The sequence below is a fragment of the Sporichthya brevicatena genome (assembly GCF_039525035.1).
Classification (GTDB): Bacteria; Actinomycetota; Actinomycetes; order Sporichthyales; family Sporichthyaceae; genus Sporichthya; species Sporichthya brevicatena.
In genome coordinates this window covers 117,263-133,601 of record NZ_BAAAHE010000007.1, presented here as the reverse complement: position 1 = coordinate 133,601, position 16,339 = coordinate 117,263, and the positions used below count along the sequence as shown (strand labels likewise).

The window sequence follows — 16,339 nt, the reverse complement described above, 5'->3', positions numbered from 1 at the left end:
CGTCAACTTCCCGTCATCCCGCTGGTCGCCGGTTGCCGCGTCGTCGCACGAGGTTGTCGCGCCAACTCCAGCCGATCGGCCAGCGGGCCGACCAGACGCTCGGCAGACTTCACGTTCAGACGACCGATGAGTTTCGAGATGCCACCCTGGGACGCCGCGGCCGCGAGGATGGCGAAAAGGCCGAAGGCGAACTGAAGCAGATAGATCATCCGGGCGTCGTTGAGGTAGTTCGGAACGACGTAAAGCAGAACCGGGCCGACGATCGCGGCCGGCACCGTGCGACTGCCGGAAATCGCAAGCACGGCGAGTACGAGCAAGGACTGGAAGTAGCCAAAGCTTTCCTGGTTGACCGAGCCGAACAGTGATGCGTACGTCGCGCCGCTGACACCGGCGAGAAAGCCGGAGATGCAGAAGACAATGACACGCGACATGTTGAGGTTGACCCCCAACGTCGAGAGGGCGGTCGGGGAGTCGGCCATCCCTCGGAGCAACCGACCCAGACGCGAACGCTCGATCACGAGGATCAAGCCGATGGCCGCGACCGCGATCGCGAGTAAGAGATAGTAGAAGCGCACGTCGTTGCCCACGTCGAACCCGGTCGGCCGACGCGTCTCCAGGTTGCCGTAGCCGAACATGTACGACTTGCCGTACGCGAACTGCGCGACGAAAATGCCGAAGCCCAGGGTGGCGAGCGCCAGGTACAGGCCGGAGAGCCGAATGGCCGGCACGGCGATGAACGCCGCGACCGGGACGACGACCAGCCCGCCCCAGAGCACCGCCGCGGCCCAGGGCATCCCACTTGTCACCGAGTGCCCGAAGGCGCACGCCCCGATCGCCGCGAACGCGATGTGGCACAACGAGATCTGTCCCGACGTCCGGACGAGAAGTCCCAGCGAGAGGAAGAGCACCACCTGGCTCGCCGCCTGGTTCCAGGCAATCAGGTGTGAGCCTGCGACGTGCGGCACGACGAGGGCGACGACGGCGACAGCTCCCCAGCCGACCGAGCGCGTCTGCATCGACAGCCGACTCGGGCGCGGCGGACGCATCTTGATCGGCCGGCCGACCTCGACGAGCTTGTGCCGCGGCACGATCAGCAGAGTCAGGAACAGGATGATGAACGGAACGTTCAGGTCCAGACCTTGGAGACCCGGGTACTCGGCGACCTCCTTGGCGACAATCTTCTGCACGAGCCCGACCACGAGTCCACCGACGAAGGCGAGCGGCAGGCTGGTGAAGCGCGCGAGCGCCGCCGCGCCGAACGCCTGGACGACGAGCAGCGAGAGCACACTGATGTCCAGCTGCTGCTGGGCGGCCGCAAAGAGAACTCCCGACACCGCGGTCAGGGTCGAGCCGATCATCCATGCGCGGCGTCGGACCTTTGTGGGCGCCTCACCGGTCATGTCGAGCAGCGCCGGGTCGTCAACAACACCACGCATGCTGACCCCGAGGCGGGTTCGCGTGAACAGCAGCCAGAGACCGACCGCCAGAGCGATGCCGAAGAGCATGTCGAGGACGTTGTCGTAGGTGACCGACACGCCTTCGACCGCGAATGCCTCCTCCTGCGACAGGAAGGGCTGGAACACGAAGGTGGAGTTCGACCCGTAGATCAGGCCGATGCCCGCCTGGATGCAGATGAACACCCCGACAGTCGCGACGATCTTGTAGGTGACCGTGACACCCGCCAACGAGGCGGCCATGCGCTCCAGGAGAAGGCCGGAGATCGGACCGAAGATCAGCACCGCCACCACGGCCGCGATCGGCCAAGCGATGCCGTGTTCCTGGCGAAGCTCGTAGAAGATGTACGCGCCGACGGCGCTGGTAGCCCCGTGCGCGACGTTGAAGACGCCCGATGTTTTGTACGTCAGAACCAGGCCCATGGCCGAGATGCCGTAGATGCACCCGGTGATCAGACCGAAAATGATGAACGGCAGATACTCAGCCACGGTGGCACGCCCCGCACTGGGTCAGGCCGCGCTCGCGGATCTCATCCTCGGTCACCGCGGCAACGCCGCTCTTGCCGCGCACCATCGGGCAGTGCGCGTGGTGCACGCGCGTCATCGTCGGTGCCGAGACCAGGGTTCCTGCGGAAATGGGCACGGCGTCGCCGGTACGCAGCGCGGCGTGCTGTTCGGTCACCCACGGCACCAGCCAGCGTTGAACATCACGCTGCATCAGATTCACCTGACGGAAGCCGCGGACCAGCCAGTACACCAGCCCGAGAACGCTGACGACCCCGCACAGAACGCTGTTCACCAGCCACGGCACCTGGTCGGTGTAGGTCAGCTCGCCGGACCCGGTGAACCAGCAGGCGAAGATGCCCACGAGCCCGGCGCCGAGGAGCAGGCCGCTGATCGCAAGATCCCGCCGGCGCCACGGCGAGGCCGGGTCGGCTACATCGAGGACCAGGTCGTTGGTCCGCGAGACCGGCATGCGAAGCGCGCCCGCCGGCAGCTCCACGAAGGAAGTCGTCGTCATCAGTCAGGCCTTACGGTGGGCCGCGGTGGGCGTCGCCAGGTCCGAGATGCCGCTGAGCTCGCGCAAACTGAGGCGAACCAGCCGCAGTTCACGCCACTGGTCCCGCAAGTCGGCCGACACCCACAGCACCGCCCCGATCGCGACCATCACCACGCCGGTGATGCCGAGCGACATCACGTACGGCAACTGCTTGACGACCACCTCCGCGCCGCTGACGCCGACCCACCCGACCAGCAGCATCGCCAACCCGATGAGGACGAACAGAATCGCGAGCCCGCGATCCCACTGCGCCCGGACGAGTGTCATGAGCTCCATAGCGAACGCACTCCCAACAACCGCAGGATCGTCATCGCAGCCAGAGCGGCGAGCGCCACGACGAACAGGGCGACGTAGTAACTGGTGAGATCGATCGACTCGTGCACCGGCAGTAGCCGGGCGACGTTGACCGGTGCCGCCTGGTCTACCGGCACCCCGCCGGTAACGGCGGGCACGAGGCCCGGGACGGTGGCCGGCAAGCCGGCCGCGTCGACCGGGTCGAGGTCCGGGACAGCTCCGACGGCGTCGGGTGCCGCCGACCCTGGCACCGCGCCGTCGACACCCGCTGCACTCTCCGGGGCGAACTTGTTGAAGGTGACGTTCGCGGCGACGTTGCCGACGGAATAGCTGACCGAGGTGGACCCGTAGGCGTACGGGTTGTCCGGCGGGGCCGGAAACTCCGTGCGCAGGTTGAAGGCCGCGCCGGTGACACCCGTCGGAGTCGCCTCCGCGGGCTGGTAGGACATGTTCAAGCCGGCCGCCTCGAACGCCTCGAGGACCGCGGCGGCCGGCACGGCGTACTCGGTACTTCCGAACCCGGGCAGCGTCATGGTGAAGACCCCGTCGACGAACCCCAGGTCGGGCGCCGGGAGCGTCTGACCGCCGAACGGCAGGGGGATCGTGGGGAATTGCGTGTCCGGGAGCTGCGGCACACCGGGCAGCGGAATGGGGATCGGCGCAGCGCCCGGCGTCGTCTTCGGGACGGTGATCGCCAAGCCGGGGACCGTGATGCGGCCGATGCTCAAGGACGATGTTCGGACGAGCTTTCCCGTCGTGCCGTCGGCGACGACCCGGGCGGTGGAGAGCACCCCGGCCAGTCGGACACCGTTCCCCAGGTTGACCGCGTCCAACGCGGTGTCCGCAACCGCGGTGACGCCACCGCTGGAGTTCACCGAGATGCGCGTGTCCGCAGTGCCTCCGCCGGCCGGACCCGACACCGACGCCGAGCCGACGTTCGTGTCATTGCCACTCTCTGCGTGGAGGCGAATTCCGGGATACGTGACGGTCCTAGGCGCCTCCCCCGCGCTGGTCGTCGCTTGCAGCGGATAACCCGGCCACGGGAGGCCGTACAGGCCGGCCGCAATGCCGATGAGGCCGGGCGCAACCGGCCCCAGATAGGGGAAGGACGCCTCGGCGTCGGACGTGCCGCTGGAGTTCACCCGCGAGGACGCCTCCGGGCCGAGCCCCTCGATCACGAGCCCGAGCGGGATGCTCGGGTTCGCGATCGTGGCGTTCAGGGCGATCGCCTGGGCGGTTGCGTCGTAGGAGCCGGTCGGCACGACGTAGTTGGCCTTGGCCACGCCTGCACCGGTGAACAGCGCCAGCGCCGTCGAGGACGTCATGGCCACGACGGTCCACGCCGCGGCCCGGGCGCGTCGCGTCACAGACATTGCGGCCGCCCCTTGGTCAGGTCCGAGATTCCGCGACGGTCCATCAGCGTGACGAAGTAGCAGTTGCCCACCTCGTGCGGACCCGGTTTGAACGTCAGCGGCACGGAGGAGAGGCCATTCAGCGTCTCGTTCTTGACGAGATGCAGGCCACGGATGATCAGCTCACTGTCGACGGGACCCGAACGGGCCTGCTCGGCCACCTTGGCCAGAGCCGCCTCGAGGAGCTTTCCCGAGCTGTAGGCCGCCAGAGCGTTCTGGTCGACGCGGACACCCGGCGCGTACTTCCTCATGGCAGCCAGGAACTCCTGAACCGCCGGCGAGCCCTCGTTGACGTAGGGCATGTTCTGCGAGTTCAGGTAGACACCTGCAGCCTGGACGTTGGGATCGGAGGCGGTGGTTGGACCGACAGCAATTGCGCTTGTCGCTGTCGGCGGTCGGAATCCGATGGCCGCGCAGGACTTGAACAGCCGCGCGACGCTGGAGGTGTCAAGGGCAGTGAACATCAGCTCCGCACCGGCGTTCTTCGCGCTCTGGCACTGCGAGGTGAAGTCGGTCTGGGTCAGCGACGCCGACTGCTGCGACACGACCTCCGCGCCGGCCTTGGCGGCCATGTCCTTGATGTTGTCGCGAATGAGCCCGCAGATCGTCGCCTCGATGCAGTGCACCAGGCCGAACTTCTTCTTACCGGTGTGTTCGACCGCCGCCTTGAGGGCGCCGGCGAATCCGTTGATCGAGTTGCCTCCGCCGGCCGGGTAGAGCAGCGGGTCCTGGGTCCAGTCCGGGGTGATCATGTCGCCGCCGATCGTCGGGATCCCCGTCGGCTTCATCGCTGCGCGGTAGGCCGCGATGGTGATCGGCATGTCGCCGGCGAGCATGACGACGACTTTCTGGCTCTTCACGAGTTCCTGAACGACCGAAGTCGTCCGGGCCGGGTCGGAGCCGTCGTCGCGCTGGGAGAGCCGGATCGGATGGCACTGCACGCCGCCACGGGCGTTCACCTCAGCAGCCCACACAGCGAGGCCTGGTCGGTAACCCCCGAGCGTGGGCTCCAGGAACCCGCTGAATGCGCCGACCTGGCCGATGCTGATCGGATCGAGTGTCTTGGTGCAGGCGGCGGAAGCCGTAGCACCCGGGGCGGCCGCGCCAGAGCCTGCGGAGGCCGCCGGCTTGCCCGCGGCGGCCGCTGTCCCGGTGGTGGTTTGGTTTGGGGCGGTGGCGCCCGGCTTCGTCGCACTCGGTCCGGCCGTCGCGGCCGGGGCGCCCGCTGTCACGCCGGGAGCGTCGGGCGCGGCCACGGCACCGCCGTCCGAACTCGTCGCCGCCGACTGGACCCCGCCCTGGACCACCTGCTCGCCCGCGCCGAGGCTGCCGGCAGCGGTCAGCCGTTCGTCGCTCACACGTGTGCCGCAGGCCGTCACCAGCATGCCGACGGCCACGACGGCTGCGACCCGCTGGGGCCTGCGGAATCTGTTGGTCGTGCGACGGCGGAGCCGCCTGGACCGACTACTCGACTTCGACATGCCGAGGAGGTTAGGGATCGCGAACCGTGTGAGCCGGGTCTCGTTCCGACCCTTGGAACCTGGTCGCTCTACGCCGTCGTTCCTGGTCAGAGCGTTGCGGAAGGTTCGCCCGGCCCCCTTGTACCGTCATGCGCGTGCGCGACGACCTTCGGATCAGTTCGGCGAACGACGTAACGCTCCACGTGGAGGACTTCGGTGGGGACGGTCCGCCGCTGCTGATCTGCCACGCGACCGGGTTCTGCGGAGGTGCGTACGCCCCGGTGGCGGCGGCGCTGACGCACCGGTTCCATGTGTACGCGCTGGATTTCCGAGGTCACGGCCGGTCCGACCCGGCGCCCGGGAACGACTGCTCGTGGCACCGGATGGCGGAGGACGTCCACGCCGTGGCGACGACGCTCGACCCGTCCGGGGTGGCGGTGTTCGGGCACTCGATGGGAGCCGCGGCGGCGCTGATCGCGGAGACCCGGTGGCCGGGTACGGTGCGGGCGGCGTACGTCTTCGAGCCCGCGTTGCTGGCGGACACGGACGAGCGGCCGGACCCCACGGCCTTCGTCGCGCGGACGCGACGTCGGATGTCCCGGTTCTCGTCCCGCGGGCTCGCGGGCGAGCGACTGCGCCAGACGCCGACCTTCGCCGGGTGGGCCGACGAGAGTCTGCGGGCGTTCCTCGACCACGGCTTCCGGGAGACCGAGGACGGCAGCGTCGAGTTGCGCTGCGCCCCGGAGACCGAGGCGGCCTGCTACGCCTCGGGCGCGGAGCGCACCGGCGTCATCGACGTGGCCGTGCCCGTGACCGTCGCGGTCGGCACCGAGCCGGACCAGATCCGCGCGGCCCGCAGCGCCCGCATCCTCGCGGACACCCTGCCGACCGCCCGGCTCGTCGTGCACCGCGGGACGACGCACTTCGGCCCGTTCGAGCGCCCGGGTGAGATCGCGACCGCCGCGGTGGAGGCGCTCGCCTTCTGACGGAGCGTCGGTCAGTCCGTCGGCCAGCGATCGACGAACCGGACGGTGTCGAGCGGCTGCCGGCTCACCGGCCTGAACACCGACGGATCGGTGTGGGCGACGGGGATGAGCCCCATCTGCAGGAACTTCGGCGGGATGCCGAGGAGCTCGGCCGCCTCGGCCTCCAGGTTGAGGTGCAGGGTCGTGAAGACCGTGCCGAGGTTCCGGGCCCGCGCCGCGAGCATGAAGCTCCACACCGCCGGCAGGATCGAGCCGTACATCGACGCGTTCGCGAAGGCGTTGTCCGAGAGCCGGCCGCGGACGCACGGGATGACGTGGACCGGGACGCGGTGCAGCACGTCGACCAGGTACTGCGCGCTGCTGTAGACCTTCGCGTTCTGGCTGCCCTTGTCGCCGGCGAGGGCCTCGGCCTGCTTGGCGAAGTAGGTCGCCGAGCCGCGGCGGTAGATATCGGCGAGCCCGGCCCGGAGCTTCTCGTCGGTGACGACCAGCCAGCGCCACCCCTGCGCGTTGCTGCCGGTCGGAGCCTGCAGGCTGAGCTCGATGCACTGGTCGACCAGCGCGAGGTCGACGGGCCGCTCCAGGTCCAGCTTCCTGCGGATGCTGCGCGTGGTGGCGAGCAGTTCGTCCGTGACGGCGAGATCCAACTGGCTCATGCCGTCAGCATCCCGCACGCGCCGAGGCGCCGTCAGCCCGCCCGGCTCCGGTAGCGGCCCGCCTCCCGCAGCAGCGAGTTCGCGCGGACCCGGCGAGCCGCGGCGACATACAGGTCGAGATCGCTACGCAGGCGCTCGGCGTTCTTCGCCGACAGATCGATCTCGTAGTCGATCCCGTCCAGCGAGAAGCGCACGGTCTCGTCGGCCGGTCCTCCGGTCAGGTCGTCCTGGAGCGCCTTCACCGTCCTGCGCGCCACCCGAGACCTCCTCCGCCACTGCGGGGGATTCTAGGGCGGTGAGGGCCGTTACCACCGCAAGGCGGAGGCCCCCAGCCCGACGTCCGTGACCTGACCCGTCATAACTCCGTCGACGTCGGTGACGTGGAACATCACGGCGCGCGTGACGTGCTCGGGGTCCAGGTACCGCCGTCCGTTCAGGCCGGCGTTGTTCTGGACCAGGCGGGCCTCGAAGTCGTCGCGGGTCGGGTTCTCGATGTCCGGGCAGAACAGGTTGTAGGTCGGCTGGTTGAGGAACAGCCCGGTCCCGACCGCCGCCGGGGCGACGACGTTGATGGTGATGCCGCTGTTCTGGACCTCGAGCGCCGTGCCCTTCGCGAGGCCGATGACGCCCCACTTCGCCGCCGTGTACGCCGGCAGGTTCGGGAACCCGCCGCGGGCACCGAACGACGCGGTGCAGACGATGCGACCGTAGTTCTGCGCGCGCATCGTGGGGATCACGGCGCGCATCATCTTGAAGTAGCCCGTGATGTTCGTGGCGAGAACGGTCTCCCACATCTCGTCGGTGGTGTTCTCGACCGTCCCGTAGTTGATGACGCCGTGGTTGGCGACCAGGATGTCGATCCGGCCGAACTCGGCCAGCGTCGCGTCGACGACGCCCTGGACCGCGGCGGTGTTCCGCAGGTCGGCCTGCAGACCGAGCGCGCGCCGGTCCTCCTTCTCGACGAGCCGGACCGTCTCCTCCAGCTCGGCCGGCGTCGCGAGCGGGTAGTCGATCGTCGGCATGTCGGCCGCGATGTCGGCCACGACGACGGCGGCACCCTCCCGAGCGAGCGCGATCGCGTGGGAGCGCCCCTGTCCGCGCGCACCACCGGTGACGATGGCGACCTGACCGTCCAGAACTCCCATGACCGTCCCTCTTCCTGTTCGTCCGCTCCCGTCAACGCTAGTGTTAATTCCGTGACCGATCAATCCGTTCTGAGTTTCGAGATCCGCCGGACCTCGAGCGCGCCCCCGGAGCGACTGTTCGCGCTGCTCTCCGACGCCCCGGGGTGGCCCACCTGGTTCCGCGGCCTGAAGCGCGTCGACTGGGAGCCGGGCGCGAACCCGCCGGTGCGTCTGATGCGGATCGGGCCGGTCACGGTGCGGGAGGCGGTGCTGTCCGAGACCGCACCGGCGCACCACGCCTACTCGGTGTGCTCGGTGATCCCGATGCGCGACCACCGGGCCGACGTCCACCTGACCGCGCGCCCCGACGGCGGCACCGACATCGTGTGGACCACGACCTTCCACCGGGCCTGGCCGGGCAGCGGGCGTCCGGTCCGGGCGTTCCTCAAGGCCGGGGTCAGCCGGCTGGCGTCGGCGTTGATCGCCCACGCAGAACGGACCTGAGGGCGCGTCAGCCTCCGAGCGCGAGCTCGGCGACCTCGGCGAGGTCGTGGTCCTCCAGGTGCAGGACGACGTCGATCAGGCGCTTGACGTTCTCCGCCGGGAGGCGGCGCAGGGTGCGCTCCACCATCGCGATGCGTTCGTCGAGGGAAGGCAGCGAGGCCGTCAGGCTCGGGACGACGCGAGTGACCGTCCGGCCGTCCCGCGTGGTCACGACGACGGTCTGGTCCGCGAACGCGCGGACGCTGGCGCTGTCGTCGACGTGGATCCGGACGCGCTCGCGAGCGGCCACGTAGCGCGGGTCCCGCGACGCCTCGTCGGTGAACGCGCTGGTGTACGGCAGCTCCGGGATGCCCTCGACGAGCAGTCCGGCCACCCCGTGCCGGATGCTGAACTTCGCCTGCTCACCGTTGATCGGGTCGCGGTAGGGTGCGATGCGGTCCGCCCAGGCGGGGATGTGCAGGTCGACGGTCGCGATGTCGTCGGGACCGATGCCCTCGGAACGCAGGATGTCGATCGTGCCGTGGATCGTCTGGTGCGTGAGGCCGCACGAGCCGTACTGCTTCGGCGCGACGCCGGCGGTGAGGAGGAACAGGGACTCACCCAGACCCTCCGTCAACTTCTCCTCGACGTAGGGGCGCGCGCCACCGGCGGCGAACTGCTCGCCCCAGGAGTAGGCACCGTCCAGGTAGTTGTCGCAGGCGGTGAAACCGTCGGCGGCGAGCTGGGCGGCGAAGACGCCCGTGCGGGCCGGGACCCCGGCCTCATGGACGTGCGCCATCGAGCCGCAGCCGCGGGTGCTGCCGTTGCCGAGCGGCAGGGCGGTGCCCAGCGCGTGCCGCATCTGCTCCACCGTCAGGTCGTACAGCCGGCCGGCGGTCACCGCGGCGCCGGCCGGGCCGACCAGCGAGATCCCCATGAAACCGCGGTCACACGCACCGATGCCGGCTGTCCCCAGGCGGCCCTGCATCTCCACGCCCGCGACGAGCGCGGTCAGGTAGTCCCGGCCGCTGCGGTTGCGGAACTCGCCGACCGCGAGGCCGGCCGCGATCGGCGGGATCAGGCCACTGCCGGGCAGCGTGCCGTAGGACTCGAGCTCGTCCGCGTGCGCGAGGGAGCCGTTGACGTAGGCGGCCTCGGCGACCGAGGTCCGAAATCCGCCGCCGAGAACGGCCGCCTGCGCGGTCGCGCCCAGGTCCCGGGCGTACCGCACGAGCATCCGGCTGACCGGCTGCGGGTGCGCGTTGACCATGTGGCCCACGCATTCGAGCGTGAAGATCTTCCCCACCTCGACCGCCTCAGCCGGCAGGTCGGCGAACTGCAGCCCGACCAGGTACTCACTGAGCGTGGTGGTGATGTCGCTTCGGCGCTCGGTTTCGACGGAGGCAGTCATGCCCGCAAACGGTAGTCGCGGGCTTCCGGGCGGTCAACGCCCGTGTTGCCAGAGGCCGCCTAGCCAGCAAATACAACGTCAACGTCGAAGTTGACAGAGGGGTTGGGTGGGCCTACTTTTGAGCTCACGGCACCTGTTTCCCAGATCGAGTAGATGGAGATCGCGGTGGAATTCGGCCTCTTGTACGAGTGGCAAATGCCTTTCGGAATTTCCCGCGAAGACGAATCGCGTCACTTCCTGGAGATGCAGGAGCAGATCAAGTTCGCCGAGTCGGTGGGCTTCAAGTCGATCTTCTCCGTCGAGCACCACTTCCTGGAGTCGTTCTCCCACGCCTCCGCGCCGGAGGTGCTGCTCACCTGGGCGGCCGCGAACACGACGACGATGCGCATCGGCCACGGCGTCCGGCTGCTGCCGTACCCGTACAACCACCCGATCCGCGCGGCCGAGCAGGCGGCGACCCTCGACCTGCTCTCGCAGGGTCGGCTGGAGTTCGGCACCGGCCGCTCGGCGACGCTCGCCGAGCTCGGCGGCTTCAACATCGACCCCAAGGAGACGCGGGGCATGTGGGAGGAGTCGCTCGAGCTCATCCTCAAGGCCTGGACCGAGCCGGTCGTCGAGCACTCGGGCAAGTACTTCAACCAGCCGCCGCGCACGATGGTGCCCAAGCCGCTGCAGACCCCGCACCCGCCGCTGTGGATGTCGTGCACCAGCGCCGAGTCGCACGAGATCGCCGGCCGTCTGGGTCTCGGGCTCCTCTCGTTCACCCTCGCGCTGTCGATCGAGGAGCTCGCACGTCGCATTCAGCTCTACCGCGACACCATCAAGAACGCGACGCCGATCGGCAAGTACGTCAACAACCAGACCGCGGTCTTCGCGATGACCCACTGCGCCCCGACGATGGAGCTCGCGCGCGAGCGCGCCGAGGCCGGCGTCATGCGGTACCAGCACGACCAGATCGAGCTGCTGACCTCACTGCTGCCGATCATGGGCGACGGCAGCTCCTACGAGCACTACCAGCGCTTCGTCGGCGTGGACTACGACAAGTTCACCTACGACTACCTCGACAGCAAGGACATGATCGTCGTCGGGGACCCCGAGCGCTGCATCAAGATGGCCAAGCACTACGAGGCCATCGGTGTCGACCGCCTGCTGTGCTTCATGCAGTACAAGGACATGCCGCACGAGCACACCATGGACTCGATCCGCCTGTTCGGCGAAGAGGTCATCCCCGCGTTCAGCTGATTCGCTCGACGGGGAGAATGCCGACATGACTGAAGGCGCGTTCGACTTCGCACTGCTGCTCGTCCGGGTGACCCTCGGCGTCGTCATGATTCTGCACGGCAAGAACCACCTGTGGGGTGCCGGCGGGGTCGAGGGCACCGCCCGCTGGTTCGCCTCGCTCGGGTTCAAGCCCGCGAAGGCGCATGCCCTGATGAGTGGCTGGGGCGAACTCGCCGCGGGTGCCGCCCTAATCCTCGGGTTCTTCACCCCGTTCGCCTGCGCCTCGGTCATCGGCACGATGTGCGTCGCCGGCTGGGCCGCCCACCGCCCCAACGGCTTCTTCATCTTCCGGGACGGTTACGAGTACGTCCTCGTCATCGGCGTCGTCGCCCTCGCGCTCGGCATCCTCGGCCCCGGCGGCATCTCCCTGGACTCCTCGTTCGGGATCATCGACTACGACGACCCGACCGACGCCGGCCTCGTCGGCCGCACCGGCGGCCTGATCGCCGGAGTCCTCGGCGTCGCCGGCGCCGTCGCCCTCCTCGCCACCAGCTGGCGCCCCGTCACCAAGGACGCCGACGCCGACGCCGACGCCGACTCCTCGGCCTCCTGACGCCCCCGCTCCGTCAAGAAAGGGTGACACCCCTTACTACGCAGTAAGGGGTGTCACCCTTTCTTTTCCACAGGCCACGCACGTCGGAAGTCGTCCACAGGGAAGACCGGACCGGTGGGTCGGCGAGTCGACACTGCGGCGTATGAAGCCACGACTCCTCACCCTCGCCCAGAACCAGGCCTTGGTCTTCAGCGCGATCCAGGCCGAACGTGCCGGCGTCGCCACCCGCGAACGCCGAGATCTGGTCTCCTCCCGCATCTGGCGGGAACTCCGGCACGGCATCTACACCCTCCAGGGGTGGTGGGACCAGGCAGACGACCGCGGACGCCATCGCATCGAGCTCGCCGGCGCCCTGCTCATCCGGGGATGGAACCCCGACTCCCCGACGTCCACCCTCGTCGGTGGACATCGCACCGCGGCCTTCCTCCACGGTCTTCCGTTCGCACCGCCGGCGCTCACGGCGGCCGCCGCCGCAGAGGTGGATGACCTGCGGGACCTGACGCCGGAGAGCCGGGCGGTCGTCGCCGAGATCGCCGCGATTCGGCGCGGCGAAGGACCTCGGCACGTCGACCTGGTCAGCGCCGACCGCGGGCGCCGCACGTCGCGCAACGGCGTCGAGGTCCGGCCGGCCACGCTCCCGGCGGAGCACGTCGTCGTCGACCGCGGCGTCCCGCTGACGACGACGGCCCGAACCGCGGTCGACCTGATGCGCGAGGACTCCGAGGTCGACGGCCTCATCGCCGCGGACGGCGCACTGCATCTCGGCGTCCCCCGCGACGAGTTGCGGACGGTCGCAACGTTCTGCTCCGCCTGGACGAACGGTCAGAAGGCGCTGGACATCCTCGCGTTCGCCGACGGACTCTCCGAGTCGGCCGCCGAGTCGCTCGCCCGTTGGGTCTGCGCGCAGGAGGAGCAGGTCCCGCGCCCCGAACTCCAGGTCGAGCTCTTCGACGCGTTCGGTCTGATCGGCCGGGTCGACCTGTTCTTCCGCGCGTTCCGCGTCGTCGTCGAGGTCGACGGCTACCTCAAGTACACCGACCCCTGGTGCGGGGACCCGCGCGAGGCGATGCGTCGGCAGGAGGCCCGCGAGGCTCGCCTTCGCCGCGCCGGCTACATCGTCGTCCGGACGACGTGGCGGGAACTCCGCGACGACCCGGCCGGCTTCCTCGCCCGGCTCCTCGCCGCGTTCGCCAAGGCTGCCGCCTGACGTGTGAAGAAAGGGTGACACCTCTTACTGCGCAGTAAGGGGTGTCACCCTTTTTTTCACACCGGCCCGACCCAGGCCGGCGCGGTCAGAAGGCGGTGGCGAGCGGCTTGTGGACGTCGCCCCGGGGGAAGTGGTCCTCGGTCGGGGGCGTGAGGAGCTCGGTCATGTCGGGGCCGATGCGGGACGCGATGTCGGCAAGGGCGGAGCGGTCGAAGCCCCAGAGGTCGGCGGCGTTCTCGCCGAGCATCCGGCGGGCCTCGGCGGGGGCGACGCCGGCGGCGCCGAGGGTCGCGCGCAGGTACTCGGTGGTGCCCGGCCCGGCGCCCCAGGTGCCCTCGTGGTGCGGGTAGTCCATGCCGATGCAGATCTTGTCGACGCCGATGGCGTGGCGCGCCTCGGCCTCGGCCTCGGCGCGGGAGAACAGCGACGACCCGAGGAATACCTGACGGGCGAAGTACTCCGACGGCTTGCGCTTCACGATCTCGCGGACGTCGCGTCGCAGGTAGCTGCTCTCCCACGAGTAGTCCATGCCGGCCAGCGCGCTGACGACCCAGCCGGTGCCCTGCTCGGTCAGCGACAGCCGCAGGTTCGGGTGGCGCTCGAAGACGCCGCCCCAGACCATGTGGTTCAGGATCTGCTGGGTGAAGAAGTAGGCCTGCGCGGTCATGATCGGCACCGCGCACGCGGGGTGCGGAACCTTCATCAGCGACCCGGTCGGCATGTACGTCGTGACCGCGGAGATCGCCGTGTGGCTCGCCGCCGGCATCTCGAGCTCCTCGAGCGCGTCCCAGATCGGGTCGAAGGCACGATCGAAGAACGGCGTCGTGTCCGGCAGCGTCGGCAGCACGATGCCGACGAGGCCATGCTCCTTGGCCCAGCGGATCTCGGCGACGGTGTCCTCGACGTCGGCGAAGCTGACGACGGCCAGGCCACCGAGACGGTCGGGGTACTCGGCGCAGAAGTCCGCGAGCCAGCGGTTGTGCGCCTTGTTCGCGATCTCGATCTTCTCCGGGCTGCGCGAGTACCCGATGATCGCGGCCTTCAGCGGCGGGTGCAGCTCCCAGGGCAGGCCGAAGTCCGGGAAGATCACCTCGGCCGCGATGCCCTCCGCGTCGAGCTCCTTGACGCGCTGGTGGGGGTCGGTCTGGCCGGCGAGGCGGCCGGGGTCGATGACGTTCTCGATCCAGTCGGCGACGAGTTCCTCGTCGAGCCGGTTGCGGAGGCTGGCCGGGTCGACGGTGCGCGCGCCCTCCCGGGCGAACACCTCGCAGAACTCGGCGAAGTCCTCACGATGGGACGCCGGAATGTACTGCCCGTACTCCGGCATCACGGCCACCGCGTGGCCGTCGGAGGAAACGATGAGGGTGCGCTCTGCGTCGTTGGTGAACTCGCTCATGATTCAGCCCGCCACGTGAGTAGGTGCGTTCGGAACGCGGAGCGGGAAGCGCTGCGACACTCCCCCGTCCACGAAGAGCGTTGTGCCGGTGATGTAGCTCGACGCCGGGGACGCCAGAAAGACGACGGCGTTGGCGATCTCGACGTTGTTGCCGAAGCGGCCCACGGGGATCGAGTCCTGCATCGCGATCCCCTGCGCGCTCAGCTCGCGGTTCGCGTCGGAGACGGTCGCGCCGAGCGCGACGACGTTCATGCGGATCCCGTCGCGCGCGTACTCCAGCGCGACCGACTTCGCGAGGCTGACCACGCCGGCCTTCGCGGCGCCGTAGGCCGCGGCGTACGGGCTGCTGACCTCGCCCGAGATGGACCCGACCGCGACGATCGAGCCGCCGGTCCCCTGCGCCTCGAGGAGACGCACGGCCGCGCGCGTCACGCGCATGACGTAGCCGAGGTTCATCGTCAGGATGAGGTCCCAGTCGGAGTCGGGGGTGTCCCCGAGTCGCGCCCACGGCGCGAACAGCGTGTGCCCGCCGACGACGGTGACGACCACGTCGAGCCCACCCAGTTCGGCAGCGGCGCGGTCGACGATGCCGTCGGAGTCCGCGTCGTTCCGGACGTCGACGCCGAGGCCGACCGCCGCGATCCCGGTGGCCGCGAGCTCGTCGGCGAGGGTCTTCGCGGCCCCCTCGTTGTAGTCCGCGATCGCCACCGACGCCCCGGCGGCAGCGAGAGCGCGTGTGGAGGCCCCGCCGTTACCGGGGCCGGCGCCCCCGATGATCAGAGCACGCTTGCCTTCGAGCCCCAGCGACGTCGTCATGCCGCCACGCTACGCCCGCCCGGAAGTTCTCGTCAACGCACGCGTTGAAGATTTCCATACCAGCGTTGACGCGGTTATTCGGTGGCGGCGTACCCCGACAGATAGATCTCTGCGAACGTCCGTGCGATCTCCTCCGGCGCGACCGGGTAGGTCGGCCGGTACCAGCGGTGCATCCAGTTGATCATCCCGAACAGCGCGAGCGCGGAGACGTTCACGGGCAGGTCGCGCCGCAGCGTCTTCTCGGTCCGCCCCTTGTTGAGGATCGACATCACGATGGCCTCGTACTCACGCGTCTGCGTGATGACCTCGACGGCCCAGTCGCTCTTCTCGTGCGAGTACCGCCGCAGGTCCTCGGTGTTGACGTTCATGTGGGGGTAGTTGTCCGAGTAGGACTTCACCATCGACAGGATCAGCTCACGGATCTTGTCCGGCGTACTCGCCTTACTCTTCTGCACGGCCTTGGCCGCCGCGATGTCGCGGGCCAGCGCCTCGCGGACGATCTCCTGCAGCAGTTCGTCCTTGCTGCCGACGTAGTAGTAGAGCGAGGCCCGGTCGGTGCCGAGAACCTCGGCCACGTCGCGCAAGGTCGCCTCGAAACCACGCTCACGGAAGACATTCTTCGCGGCCTGAATGATCTCCTGGCGACGGGCGAGATACCCGACGTTCCCCTCTTCCAGCGCGGCACGACGCCGGGCTTCGATTGCGCTACGCCCCATGGTCGAAAGTTACCTCACGGCTCGTCACGG

The 16,339-nt window shown here is 69.2% G+C and carries 17 protein-coding genes; 5 read left to right on the top strand and 12 right to left on the bottom strand.

Annotated features, from left to right (window positions below; genetic code table 11):
• Positions 1-2: 2 nt before the first annotated feature.
• From ABD401_RS03745 to ABD401_RS03725, 5 genes are read right to left on the bottom strand one after another with little or no spacing between them, the layout of a single operon-like run.
• Positions 3-1,943, bottom strand: a complete 1,941-nt coding sequence (locus ABD401_RS03745; protein ID WP_344601742.1) for a branched-chain amino acid ABC transporter permease — start codon at positions 1,941-1,943, stop codon at positions 3-5.
• Entirely contained in the window at positions 1,936-2,475 is a 540-nt protein-coding gene (locus tag ABD401_RS03740; protein WP_344601740.1) for a hypothetical protein, read from the bottom strand. The genes ABD401_RS03745 and ABD401_RS03740 overlap by 8 nt, the downstream gene beginning before the upstream one ends.
• A gap of 3 nt (positions 2,476-2,478) precedes the next feature.
• A complete protein-coding gene (locus ABD401_RS03735; RefSeq protein ID WP_344601738.1) occupies positions 2,479-2,790 on the bottom strand; it encodes a hypothetical protein in 312 nt (103 codons plus the stop codon).
• On the bottom strand, positions 2,778-4,181 hold the full coding sequence (locus ABD401_RS03730; RefSeq protein ID WP_344601735.1) for a hypothetical protein: 1,404 nt from the start codon (positions 4,179-4,181) through the stop codon (positions 2,778-2,780). The genes ABD401_RS03735 and ABD401_RS03730 overlap by 13 nt, the downstream gene beginning before the upstream one ends.
• Positions 4,172-5,617 carry an ABC transporter substrate-binding protein gene (locus ABD401_RS03725; protein WP_344601733.1) on the bottom strand — a complete coding sequence of 482 codons (1,446 nt, stop codon included), beginning with the start codon at positions 5,615-5,617 and terminating at the stop codon, positions 4,172-4,174. Before ABD401_RS03725 ends, ABD401_RS03730 begins: the two co-directional genes overlap by 10 nt.
• Positions 5,618-5,835: 218 nt before the next feature.
• On the opposite strand from ABD401_RS03725, the gene ABD401_RS03720 reads away from it, so the two are divergent.
• Positions 5,836-6,666, top strand: a complete 831-nt coding sequence (locus ABD401_RS03720) for an alpha/beta fold hydrolase (protein ID WP_344601731.1) — start codon at positions 5,836-5,838, stop codon at positions 6,664-6,666.
• An 11-nt stretch (positions 6,667-6,677) separates the two neighbouring features.
• Here ABD401_RS03720 and ABD401_RS03715 read toward each other — a convergent pair whose 3' ends face one another.
• From ABD401_RS03715 to ABD401_RS03705, 3 genes are read right to left on the bottom strand one after another with little or no spacing between them, the layout of a single operon-like run.
• A complete protein-coding gene (locus ABD401_RS03715) occupies positions 6,678-7,322 on the bottom strand; it encodes a nitroreductase family protein (protein WP_344601728.1) in 645 nt (214 codons plus the stop codon).
• Positions 7,323-7,354: 32 nt separating this feature from the next.
• The gene (locus tag ABD401_RS03710; protein WP_344601726.1) at positions 7,355-7,579 is read right to left on the bottom strand and encodes a histone-like nucleoid-structuring protein Lsr2; all 225 of its coding nucleotides are present in this window, start codon (positions 7,577-7,579) and stop codon (positions 7,355-7,357) included.
• 48 nt (positions 7,580-7,627) lie between these two features.
• Positions 7,628-8,467, bottom strand: a complete 840-nt coding sequence (locus ABD401_RS03705; RefSeq protein WP_344601723.1) for an SDR family NAD(P)-dependent oxidoreductase — start codon at positions 8,465-8,467, stop codon at positions 7,628-7,630.
• A 51-nt stretch (positions 8,468-8,518) separates the two neighbouring features.
• On the opposite strand from ABD401_RS03705, the gene ABD401_RS03700 reads away from it, so the two are divergent.
• Entirely contained in the window at positions 8,519-8,950 is a 432-nt protein-coding gene (locus ABD401_RS03700) for an SRPBCC family protein (protein WP_344601720.1), read from the top strand.
• A 7-nt stretch (positions 8,951-8,957) separates the two neighbouring features.
• Here the strand turns inward: ABD401_RS03700 and ABD401_RS03695 are convergent, their stop codons facing one another.
• Positions 8,958-10,340, bottom strand: a complete 1,383-nt coding sequence (locus ABD401_RS03695; RefSeq protein ID WP_344601717.1) for an MmgE/PrpD family protein — start codon at positions 10,338-10,340, stop codon at positions 8,958-8,960.
• 153 nt (positions 10,341-10,493) lie between these two features.
• On the opposite strand from ABD401_RS03695, the gene ABD401_RS03690 reads away from it, so the two are divergent.
• From ABD401_RS03690 to ABD401_RS03680, 3 genes are all read left to right on the top strand, one after another.
• A complete protein-coding gene (locus ABD401_RS03690) occupies positions 10,494-11,582 on the top strand; it encodes an LLM class flavin-dependent oxidoreductase (RefSeq protein WP_344601715.1) in 1,089 nt (362 codons plus the stop codon).
• Positions 11,583-11,607: 25 nt separating this feature from the next.
• Positions 11,608-12,174 carry a DoxX family protein gene (locus ABD401_RS03685; RefSeq protein WP_344601713.1) on the top strand — a complete coding sequence of 189 codons (567 nt, stop codon included), beginning with the start codon at positions 11,608-11,610 and terminating at the stop codon, positions 12,172-12,174.
• A gap of 142 nt (positions 12,175-12,316) precedes the next feature.
• Positions 12,317-13,381, top strand: a complete 1,065-nt coding sequence (locus ABD401_RS03680; RefSeq protein ID WP_344601711.1) for a hypothetical protein — start codon at positions 12,317-12,319, stop codon at positions 13,379-13,381.
• Between the two features lie 85 nt (positions 13,382-13,466).
• Here ABD401_RS03680 and ABD401_RS03675 read toward each other — a convergent pair whose 3' ends face one another.
• The 3 genes from ABD401_RS03675 to ABD401_RS03665 form a co-directional block, all read right to left on the bottom strand.
• A complete protein-coding gene (locus tag ABD401_RS03675; RefSeq protein ID WP_344601709.1) occupies positions 13,467-14,777 on the bottom strand; it encodes an amidohydrolase family protein in 1,311 nt (436 codons plus the stop codon).
• Between the two features lie 3 nt (positions 14,778-14,780).
• Positions 14,781-15,593 (bottom strand): SDR family NAD(P)-dependent oxidoreductase, encoded by an 813-nt coding sequence (locus ABD401_RS03670; protein WP_344601707.1) that lies wholly within the window; start codon positions 15,591-15,593, stop codon positions 14,781-14,783.
• Between the two features lie 74 nt (positions 15,594-15,667).
• A complete protein-coding gene (locus tag ABD401_RS03665) occupies positions 15,668-16,309 on the bottom strand; it encodes a TetR/AcrR family transcriptional regulator (protein ID WP_344601705.1) in 642 nt (213 codons plus the stop codon).
• Between the last annotated feature and the right edge of the window lie 30 nt (positions 16,310-16,339).

Coding starts and splice junctions, on each gene's coding strand:
- ABD401_RS03735 (WP_344601738.1), bottom strand. CDS start 2,790: ATGGAGCTCATGACACTCGTCCGGGCGCAGTGGGATCGCGGGCTCGCG.
- ABD401_RS03680 (WP_344601711.1), top strand. CDS start 12,317: ATGAAGCCACGACTCCTCACCCTCGCCCAGAACCAGGCCTTGGTCTTC.
- ABD401_RS03670 (WP_344601707.1), bottom strand. CDS start 15,593: ATGACGACGTCGCTGGGGCTCGAAGGCAAGCGTGCTCTGATCATCGGG.
- ABD401_RS03685 (WP_344601713.1), top strand. CDS start 11,608: ATGACTGAAGGCGCGTTCGACTTCGCACTGCTGCTCGTCCGGGTGACC.
- ABD401_RS03675 (WP_344601709.1), bottom strand. CDS start 14,777: ATGAGCGAGTTCACCAACGACGCAGAGCGCACCCTCATCGTTTCCTCC.
- ABD401_RS03690 (WP_344601715.1), top strand. CDS start 10,494: ATGGAGATCGCGGTGGAATTCGGCCTCTTGTACGAGTGGCAAATGCCT.
- ABD401_RS03705 (WP_344601723.1), bottom strand. CDS start 8,467: ATGGGAGTTCTGGACGGTCAGGTCGCCATCGTCACCGGTGGTGCGCGC.
- ABD401_RS03740 (WP_344601740.1), bottom strand. CDS start 2,475: ATGACGACGACTTCCTTCGTGGAGCTGCCGGCGGGCGCGCTTCGCATG.
- ABD401_RS03695 (WP_344601717.1), bottom strand. CDS start 10,340: ATGACTGCCTCCGTCGAAACCGAGCGCCGAAGCGACATCACCACCACG.
- ABD401_RS03665 (WP_344601705.1), bottom strand. CDS start 16,309: ATGGGGCGTAGCGCAATCGAAGCCCGGCGTCGTGCCGCGCTGGAAGAG.
- ABD401_RS03715 (WP_344601728.1), bottom strand. CDS start 7,322: ATGAGCCAGTTGGATCTCGCCGTCACGGACGAACTGCTCGCCACCACG.
- ABD401_RS03730 (WP_344601735.1), bottom strand. CDS start 4,181: ATGTCTGTGACGCGACGCGCCCGGGCCGCGGCGTGGACCGTCGTGGCC.